The following is an 8,910-nucleotide window of genomic DNA, read 5'->3' as shown; positions in this document are numbered from 1 at the left end:
GCCTTGTCCTGATTTTTGTTAATCCACTATAGTGGCGAGGCAATGCTAACCGAAGCAGTGGCGGGGTGGTTCGGTTGGCGTTTTATCCTTTGGGCACCATCCAGCCGACGCCGCGGATGTTTTTAATGTGTTCTTTGCCGATTTTTTTGCGCAGGGCGTGGATGAGGTAGTCGATGGCGTTGCTTTCCACTTCTTCGCCCCAGCTGTAGATTTTGTCTTCGAGGTTGCTGCGGGAAAGGATGGTGCCGGGGCGTTGGAGCAGGGCTTCGAGGATGGCGAATTCTTTGTTGCTCAGCGCGATAGGCTCGCTTTGGTCGGCTATTTCCACGTGGTGGGTGGCGGGGTTGAGGGTGAGGACGCCGTTGCTAAGCAGGAGGCTAGTGCGTTGGTGTTGGCGTCGCAGGACGGCTCGGATGCGGGCTTGCAATTCGGCCATGTCGAAGGGTTTGACGAGGTAGTCGTCGGCGCCGCCGTCGAGGCCGGAGAGGCGGCTGTGTAGGTCGTCGCGGGCGGTGAGAATGAGTACGGGGGTGGGGTTGCCGCTGCCGCGCAGCTGTTGCAATACGTCGAGGCCGTCTTGGCCGGGCAGGCCGAGGTCGAGCAGGATGAGGTCGTAGCTTTGGCTGCCGAAGGCGGTAACGGCGGTGCGGCCGTTGTTGATCCAATCTACGGCGTAGCCGCTGTCTTTGAGGCTGCCGGCTACGGCGTCGGCAATCATGGTGTCGTCTTCGATGAGGAGGATGCGCATGGCGGTTTGGCTTGGGGTGGGAGTGGGGATGGTGGCAGTATAGCAGGCGTGAATTAGGGGGAAATTAGGGCGGAAAGGTTTGGGCTGGGCAGCAACTTTGTGCTGCTATGTTTTCAGGTAGCCTCCATGTTGGAAGGCTACCTGAAAACATAAATTGCAACTAAGTATAGTAGATTGAAATCAGAATGCTACGGTGTGGCGCTTAATCCTGATCGGCCAACCAATCCACATAGCGGCGCACACCGGTGGCCACGTCGTCGAATTCTTCGGTATAGCCAGCGGCGCGCAGGGCACTGATGTCGGCTTGGGTGAAGCTTTGGTATTTGCCTTTGAGCGCGTCGGGGAAGTCGCTATACACAATCAAACCTTGTGCCACCAGTTCTTCCAGCGGCAGTTCGGGCTTGCCTTCGCGGGCGCGGCAGGCGTTGACGGTGGCGGCGGCCAGGTCGTTGAAGGGCTGGCTGCGGCCGGTGCCGCAGTTGAAAATGCCGGATACTTCGGGATGGTCGTAGAAGAAGAGGTTTACTTTGACTACGTCTTCCACGCAGATGAAGTCGCGGCTTTGCGCGCCGGCGGGGTAGCTGTCGTAACTGCCGAACAGGGTGACGCGGCCGTGCTCGCGGTATTCGTGGAAGTGGTGGTGGGCCACGGAGGCCATGCGGCCTTTGTGCTGCTCGCGGCGGCCGTATACGTTGAAATAGCGCAGGGCAACCACTTGATTGTGCAGGCCTTCTGCCATGCGGCGGCGCAATACTTGGTCGAACAGGAATTTGGAATAGCCGTACACATTGAGCGGGGCTTCCAATTCGCGCTGTTCGCGGAAGGTTTGGCCTTTGCCATATACGGCAGCGGAGGAGGCGTGGATCAGGCGGATGCGGTCGTCTTGGCACCAGTCGAGCAGGTCGAGCGTGTATTGGTAGTTGTTGTCCATCATGTACACGCCGTCGTGGTTCATGGTGTCGGAGCAGGCGCCTTGGTGGAAGATGGCTTCGATGTCGCCGCCGTTGATTTGGTGGGCGCGCACTTGGCGGATGAATTCGTGTTTGTCCAGATAGTGGGCAATATCGGCCTGCACCAGATTGCGGAATTTGTCGGCACGGCTGAGGTTGTCCACCGCGATGATGTCGGTGATGCCACGCTGGTTGAGTGCGTGCACGATGTTGCTGCCGATAAAGCCGGCGGCACCGGTAACAATGATAGTCATGAGCTTTTCCTGATAACGGGTTGGCGGGTATTTTAACCGATTTCGGGCTACCTGAAACTTGAATATCCGCCCTTGGAAACCATATAGCAGCCCAATACAAGATAACAACAAGGACAGTATCATGACCACCCAATCCGCCAATCTGCGCACCCGCTTTATTTTCGACGACCAGCCCGTGCGCGGCCTGCATGTTCAGCTGCAAAGCGTGTGGCAGCACATCGTACAGCGCAAACCCTCCCCCGCCGCCATCCGCAACGCACTGGGCGAGCTGCTGGCCGCTGGTGTCCTGCTTTCCAGCAATCTCAAGCTGCCCGGCAAGCTCATATTGCAAATCCAAGGGCAGGGCGACCTCAAAATGCTCGTGGCCGAAACCGATTCCAACCACAGCTGCCGCGCCACCGCCCGCTGGAACGAACAAGCCAACTTAGACGACGGCCGCAGCCTGATTGAGCTGCTCGGCGAAAACGCCGTATTCGGCATCACCCTCCAGCCCAACGAAGGCGAACCCTGGCAAGGCATCGTACCGCTCGAAGGCAGCAACATCGCCGAAATGCTCAGCGCCTATATGCGCCGCTCCGAGCAGCTCGACACCCACATCAGTCTCGCCGCCTCCGAACACGCCGCCGGCGGCCTGCTGCTGCAAAGGCTGCCCGAACAGCAAATCGACGCCGACGCCTGGACGCACTACACTACCCTGGCCGACACCGTTACCCCGCAGGAATTGATCGAGCTCGACGCCCAACACCTGCTCTACCGCCTATTCCACGAAACCCCGCCGCGCGTGTTCGAGCCCGAACAAATCGAATTCGCCTGCACCTGCTCGCGCGGCAAAGTGAGCGATATGCTGCTGCTTCTGGGTGGGCAGGAAGTGGGCAATATCGTGGCCGAACAAGGCAGCATCGCCATCGACTGCGACTTCTGCGGCGAAAAATACGTGTTCGACGACACCGACGTGCAAGCCCTGTTCGGCATGGAAATCGAAGCTATGACCGGGCAGCAGCTGCAATAAGGCGGTATTGTCTTAATTGTATAAAAAGGCTACCTGAAAACCGTTGCTCGGTTTTCAGGTAGCCTTTTGTTGAATATGTTTCAGATAGCCTGTGTCGTTGCAGGCTACCTGAAAACCTGTGGGTCGGCCTGCCGCGTTCATTTGCCCTGCCGCAAGCGGCCTGTTCCTGTTCGGTGTACAATGCCGCTGTTCAACCATCAATCAAGGAGCCCCCATGCCCAGCACCCAAACCCAGATTGCCGGTTTCTCGTTTGACAACTGCCTCATGAACGCCGCCGGCGTGGCTTGCATGAGCATTGCCGAATTGGAAGAAGTGAAAAACTCCGCCGCCGGTAGCTTCGTAACCAAAACCGCCACCCTCGAGCCGCGCGCCGGCAACCCCGAGCCGCGCTATCGCAACGTGCCGCTGGGCAGCATCAACTCCATGGGCCTGCCCAACCACGGCATCGATTACTACCTCGACTACCTGCTCGACCTGCAAAACCGCGAGCCGAACCGCACCTTCTTCCTCTCCCTGGTGGGCATGTCGCCCAGCGAAACCCACTCCCTCCTGCGCAAAGTGGAGGAGAGCGGCTTTAGTGGCCTCACCGAGCTCAACCTTTCCTGTCCCAATGTGCCGGGCAAGCCGCAGATTGCCTACGATTTTGAAACCACGGAAAAAATCCTCGGCGATGCCTTTGCCTATTTCAGCAAACCGCTGGGCATCAAGCTGCCGCCCTATTTCGATATCGTCCACTTCGACCAAGCCGCCGCCATCTTCAACAAATTCCCGCTCAAATTTGTGAACTGCGTTAATTCAATCGGCAACGGCCTGTATGTGGAAGACGAAACCGTGATCATCCGCCCCAAAAACGGCTTCGGCGGCATCGGCGGCGAATACATCAAACCCACGGCGCTGGCCAATGTGCACGCCTTCTACCAGCGGCTCAACCCTTCCATTCAAATCATCGGCACCGGCGGCGTGCTCACCGGCCGCGATGCCTTCGAACACATCCTGTGTGGCGCCAGCATGGTGCAGGTGGGCACCACCCTGCATAAAGAAGGCGTACCCGCCTTTACCCGCATCACCGAAGAGCTGAAAGCCATCATGGCCGAAAAAGGCTATGAAACGCTGGACGATTTCCGTGGCAAATTGAAATATTTGGACTAACCGCAATCGGCGTATCAAACAATAAAGGCTACCTGAAAAATTTAGCTTCGCAGAAACTAGCGAGCTCGTTTTCAGGTAGCCTTTTTATAGTGAATTAACATAAACCGGTACAGCGTTGGCTCGCCTTGCCGTACTATCTGTACTGTCTGCGGCTCGCCGCCTTGTCCTGATTTTTGTTAATCCACTATATATCCACAACCAAGCTGCCGCAGGGTTTAGAAATGGTTTTTCAATTCGCGCAGGGCGGTGAAGACTTGTTCTTCGCTGTGTAGGCTTTGGCCAGCGAGTTCGGCGGTGCGGGAGGCTACCTGAAAATCGGCGGTGCGCAGGAAGGGGTTGATTTGCCGCTCGTGGGCAAGGGAGACGGGCAGGGTGGGCGCGTGCGCGGCGGCGAAGCTGCGGGCGATTTCGGGATTGTGCGGTTCGATGTGTGCGGCGAAACGCAGGTTGGCGGCGGTGTATTCGTGGGCGGGGTAGAGCAGGGTGTTTTCAGGTAGCCTGTTGATGCGTTGCAGGGAGGCGAAGAGTTGGGCTGGGGTGCCGTCGAAAACGCGGCCGCAGCCGGCGGAAAAGAGGGTGTCGCCGCAGAAGAGCCGGGCTTGCCCGTCCGCTTGCAGCAGGTAGCTGAGGTGGGTTTGGGTGTGGCCGGGGGTGTGCCAAACTTCCACTTGGCTTTGCCAGAGCGGCCAGCGGCTGCCTTCGCCTACGGTGTGGGTGGCGTGGGGGATGTCGTGGTTGGCGTAAATGCGGCAGTCGGGGAACTGGCGGATGAGCTCGGGCAGGCCGGCGGTATGGTCGGTGTGGTGGTGGGTAATCCAGATTTGGCGCAGCGCCAGGCCGTGGGCTTTCAGGTAGCCTGCTACGGGGGCGGCTTCGCCGGGGTCGATGCAGACGGCTTCGTTGCCTTGTTGGAGCAGCCAGATGTAGTTGTCGGCAAGGGCTGGGATAGGGGTGATTTTGAACATGATGGCGATGTTAATAAATTGACAAAAGGGTGGCCGATTGCTAGCCTTCACAGCATTTTACACGATAAGGGAGCGGCAGATGACTGCTGTGGATTATGTAGTGAATTTGGTGTTGAGCGGGATTTTGATTGTGGGGGCGTATCAGTTTTATTTTTTCACCCAGCGCCACCCGCTGCGGCCGGCGCAGGTGCTGCATTCGCCGTTGGATGAGAAGATTCCGTTTGTGGCTTGGTGGTCGTGGGTGTATAGCTTTTTGTATTATCCGGCGATTTTGTATTTAAACTGGCTGATGGCGGATTCGCGTCAGTTTGTGATGACGGCGTTTAGCTTTTTGATTTTGCTGTTTGTGCAAATGATGTTTTTCTGGCTGTGGCCGGTGTCCACGCCGCCGCACTGGCGCAGTGTGAACACGGGCAAAACGGCTTCGGAGAAGTTTTTGCTGTTTGTTCAGAAGTTCGACCAATCCACCAACTGCTTCCCGAGTATGCACGTTTCGGTGGCGATGCTCACGGCCATGTATGCCTACCCGAGCATGGGCGCGGTGGCGTTTGCCTTTCCGGTACTGATTGCGCTTTCCTGTATGTTTACCAAGCAGCATTATCTGATGGATTTGCCTGCCGGCGCGTTTTTGGGCTGGCTGGTGTTTAAGCTGTATGGCTGGCTGATGCTGGGATAAACGAGAGGCTACCTGAATATTCAGGTAGCCTTTTTTACGGCGGGCAGCTGGGTATTAGCGTTCGCGGCGCACGCTTTGCCGCCAGCGGCCGTTCACCAGCCGTCTGGTGATGACTTCGGTGTAGGCGCCGTTGCCTTGCCGGCTGTCCCTTGTGGTGATGGCGATTTCGCGTGGCGCACGGCCGGGGATAATCTGCCAGGTTTCTTCGACGTGGAAGCAGCAGCCGTCGCGGGCAGCGGTGGTCAGGGTGTGGCGGGCGGCATCCACGCGGAACATACCCATGTAGTCGGAGGCGAGCTCGGTGAGCTCGCGGCTTTTAACGAAGCGGCCGGATTGGGTTTGCACATAGATATCGTAGCTGGGGCTGCCGTAGGAACCGCCATTGCCGTTGCGGATGGCCAGGTCGGGTTTGCCGTCGAAGTTGTAGTCGCCCATTTGCACATCATTTGGCCACAATCCATTGTTGTGGAAAGCGAGTTGTTCGCTGCGGAAGCTTTGCGAGAAGCTGCCGTGGCGCAGGGTGATTTGGGCTGGGCCCATGCAAATCAAACCATCTCTGTCGCAGCTGTCGCTTTGCACTTCGGCCTGCCAGCCGGGAGGCAGGTTAGTTGCATCTACCGTTAGACTGCGGGCGTGGGCGGTTAGGGGCAGAATGGCGAGCAGGAGCAGTAGGGTGGGTTTCATGGCGATCTCCAATGCTGGGGAAAGGGTTGGCGTGGATTGTAGCAGCAAAAACAGGCAGCTGGCTTGATATAGGTGGATATGCTTTCAGGTAGCCTGAATCGGCGGTTTTGGCAAAACGGGGCAAATCGGGCATGATTCGGTTTGGACGAACTACAAACAGGAAAAGGGCAGATGGAGATTTATCTGGTGGGCGGCGCGGTGCGCGATGCCTTGTTGGGGCGGGAAGTGAAAGACCGCGATTGGGTGGTGGTGGGTGCCGATGCGCCGGCCATGCTTGCGGCGGGCTATCAGCCGGTGGGCAAGGATTTTCCGGTGTTCCTGCATCCCGAAACGCATGAGGAATACGCCCTGGCGCGCACCGAGCGCAAAACCGGGCGCGGCTATGCCGGCTTTACTTTCCACGCCGAGCCGGACGTTACCCTGGAGCAAGACCTGCAACGGCGCGACCTCACCATCAACGCCATGGCGCAGGATGCGGCCGGGCAGATTATCGACCCCTTTGGCGGGCAGGCCGATTTGGCCGCGGGCATATTGCGCCACGTTTCCCCCGCCTTCGCCGAAGACCCGGTACGGATTTTGCGCACCGCGCGGTTTGCCGCCCGCTACGGTTTTCAGGTAGCCCCCGAAACCCTGCGCCTGATGGCGGATATGGTGCAGAGCGGCGAAGCCGATGCGCTGGTGGCCGAGCGCGTGTGGCAGGAGTTTGCGCGCGGGCTGATGGAAGCGCGGCCGGTGCGCATGATTGAAGTGCTGCGCCAATGCGGCGCGCTCGCCGTGCTGCTGCCCGAAGTGGAAGCCCTGTTCGGCGTGCCGCAGCGCGCAGACTACCACCCCGAAATCGACTGCGGCATCCACACCCTGCTCACCCTGCAAAGCGCCGCCGATGCCGGCCTGAGCCTGCCCGAACGCTACGCCGCGCTGCTGCACGATTTGGGCAAAGCTGACACCGCGCCCGAAATCCTGCCCGCACACCACGGCCACGAAGAAGCCGGCGTGCCGCTGGTGCAGGCCGTTAATCAGCGCTGGAAAGTGCCCAAAGCCTGCGCCGACTTGGCCGTGCAAGTGTGCCGCTGGCACGGGCAGCTGCACAAGGCGGCCGAATTGCGCCCGCAAACTGCCGCCAAAATTTTGCAGCAAACCGATGCCTACCGCCGCCCCGAACGCTTCGCCGCCATGCTCAACGTGTGCCGCGCCGATGCGCAAGGCCGCCTCGGCTTCGAACACGCCGCCTACCAGCAACGCGAACACTGGCTCGCCCTGCTCGCCGCCGCGCAGCAAACCGACACCGCCGCCATCGCCGCCGCCCACGCCAAACAACCGCAACGCATCGCCGAAGCCATCGCCGCCGACAGGCTGGCGCGGATTAAACCCTTGCAGGAAGCGTATCGGCGGGAGCAGGGGAAGGCTACCTGAAAAGCGCAGGCTTCGGCGCAGCGGCAAATACGCAGGCAGACAAACGGGATAAAACGGGAAGGGAAAGTATGTTGAACAAATCAGATGTGAAAGAATTTTGCGTTCGCTTGGCGGGGGAGTATCCCGGCTGGGAATATAAGGCGAGTGTTTTTAAAAATAAAACGTTGAAACATTCGGAGATTTGGATTGACCCGGGTTGGGTGCTGCATCTTTCGGCAGAACCTTATGTGGTCATTTTTAATAAGTCAGTTAGTTTAATCTTAAAAGAGGGTTTTCATGATTTACATGCTCCAAAATGGACAACGTGCATACCAATCCTGAGCCCGGATGCTCACAACCATGCCATGATTTATCAGAAATTAGTCCATGCTTTGCCTGAAGCAAAAATCTATATCCGAGACTTTTTTGAGCGCGGTTTGGATTTGGTTAAACGATATTTCAGCAGCCCAGATGAAAAAGAATTTTTAAGTGGCTATCCGATTGCAGGGAAGTTTCCAGAACTTGCTACTAATGATGGCTACGAAGGTTTGGGGGAGTGTATCGCCAGAGCGGTTTTGCTGGACTTTGATTATGTGGAGCGTTTTATTCGTGATGACTTCCCTACTGCTCGGCCTATCTATGAACCAAACCGCGAGCGCGTAGCCCAGTGGCTGCCCATCTGGAAAGAACGCGCCGCCGAAACCGGCAGCATCCTGCCGCCGAAGAAGTAAAGCCGGGCAGGAGCGGCGGGATAGGCAATAGCGCCGCAGTTATATTTTCAGGTAGCCTCCGGCAGGAAAGAGGCTACCTGAAAAAGTATGGCCGAAGCATTTCGCGGCTATTTGTCGGCAGGCAGCGGTTGCGGCGCCACGTCGGGCATCGGCGCGATGGGACTGAATTGCAGGCCGGTTTGCACCGGGGCGAAGCGGGCGCGGTCGCTTTCTTTGGGCAGGTAGAGGTCGCCTTTATAGCCGCAGGCGCTCAAAAGCAGGGCGGCGGCGAGGGCGGGGAACAGGGTTCGCATCATCATCAACTCGAAATTGCCTGAAACAGGCGGCTGTGGCAAGATGGCGCATCTTAAA

General features: G+C 58.2%; 10 protein-coding genes. 5 read left to right on the top strand and 5 right to left on the bottom strand.

Annotated features, from left to right (window positions below; all coding sequences use genetic code 11):
* Positions 1-82: 82 nt before the first annotated feature.
* Together HMPREF2796_RS05680 and rfaD are read right to left on the bottom strand one after the other, a co-directional pair.
* Positions 83-748: a response regulator gene (locus HMPREF2796_RS05680; protein WP_023887318.1), complete on the bottom strand. Its 666-nt coding sequence runs from the start codon at positions 746-748 to the stop codon at positions 83-85.
* A gap of 202 nt (positions 749-950) precedes the next feature.
* Positions 951-1,952 carry an ADP-glyceromanno-heptose 6-epimerase gene (gene rfaD / locus HMPREF2796_RS05675; protein ID WP_070631640.1) on the bottom strand — a complete coding sequence of 334 codons (1,002 nt, stop codon included), beginning with the start codon at positions 1,950-1,952 and terminating at the stop codon, positions 951-953.
* Positions 1,953-2,073: 121 nt separating this feature from the next.
* Between rfaD and hslO the strand changes: the two genes are divergently transcribed.
* Together hslO and HMPREF2796_RS05665 are read left to right on the top strand one after the other, a co-directional pair.
* A complete protein-coding gene (hslO, locus tag HMPREF2796_RS05670; protein WP_070631636.1) occupies positions 2,074-2,961 on the top strand; it encodes an Hsp33 family molecular chaperone HslO in 888 nt (295 codons plus the stop codon).
* 214 nt (positions 2,962-3,175) lie between these two features.
* Complete coding sequence (locus HMPREF2796_RS05665; RefSeq protein ID WP_067440530.1) at positions 3,176-4,111, top strand: dihydroorotate oxidase; 936 nt, start codon at positions 3,176-3,178, stop codon at positions 4,109-4,111.
* 215 nt (positions 4,112-4,326) lie between these two features.
* On the opposite strand, the gene gloB is transcribed toward HMPREF2796_RS05665, so the two are convergent.
* Positions 4,327-5,076 carry a hydroxyacylglutathione hydrolase gene (gloB, locus tag HMPREF2796_RS05660; protein WP_070631635.1) on the bottom strand — a complete coding sequence of 250 codons (750 nt, stop codon included), beginning with the start codon at positions 5,074-5,076 and terminating at the stop codon, positions 4,327-4,329.
* Positions 5,077-5,155: 79 nt separating this feature from the next.
* Here gloB and HMPREF2796_RS05655 point away from each other — a divergent pair, with 79 nt between their 5' ends.
* The gene (locus HMPREF2796_RS05655) at positions 5,156-5,752 is read left to right on the top strand and encodes a phosphatase PAP2 family protein (protein WP_023887313.1); all 597 of its coding nucleotides are present in this window, start codon (positions 5,156-5,158) and stop codon (positions 5,750-5,752) included.
* 54 nt (positions 5,753-5,806) lie between these two features.
* Here the strand turns inward: HMPREF2796_RS05655 and HMPREF2796_RS05650 are convergent, their stop codons facing one another.
* Positions 5,807-6,436, bottom strand: coding sequence for an FG-GAP repeat domain-containing protein (locus HMPREF2796_RS05650; RefSeq protein ID WP_070631633.1), 630 nt, complete (start codon positions 6,434-6,436; stop codon positions 5,807-5,809).
* A 171-nt stretch (positions 6,437-6,607) separates the two neighbouring features.
* On the opposite strand from HMPREF2796_RS05650, the gene HMPREF2796_RS05645 reads away from it, so the two are divergent.
* On the top strand, positions 6,608-7,849 hold the full coding sequence (locus HMPREF2796_RS05645) for a multifunctional CCA addition/repair protein (RefSeq protein ID WP_070631631.1): 1,242 nt from the start codon (positions 6,608-6,610) through the stop codon (positions 7,847-7,849).
* A 68-nt stretch (positions 7,850-7,917) separates the two neighbouring features.
* The gene (locus HMPREF2796_RS05640) at positions 7,918-8,559 is read left to right on the top strand and encodes a hypothetical protein (protein ID WP_070631629.1); all 642 of its coding nucleotides are present in this window, start codon (positions 7,918-7,920) and stop codon (positions 8,557-8,559) included.
* A 107-nt stretch (positions 8,560-8,666) separates the two neighbouring features.
* On the opposite strand, the gene HMPREF2796_RS05635 is transcribed toward HMPREF2796_RS05640, so the two are convergent.
* On the bottom strand, positions 8,667-8,858 hold the full coding sequence (locus HMPREF2796_RS05635; RefSeq protein WP_141749165.1) for an LPS translocon maturation chaperone LptM: 192 nt from the start codon (positions 8,856-8,858) through the stop codon (positions 8,667-8,669).
* Positions 8,859-8,910: the final 52 nt, after the last annotated feature.

This window comes from Eikenella sp. HMSC071B05 (genome assembly GCF_001811325.1).
Classification (GTDB): Bacteria; Pseudomonadota; Gammaproteobacteria; order Burkholderiales; family Neisseriaceae; genus Eikenella; species Eikenella corrodens.
Note: the sequence above shows the minus strand (reverse complement) of the source record. Positions and strands in the feature narration are given on the sequence as shown.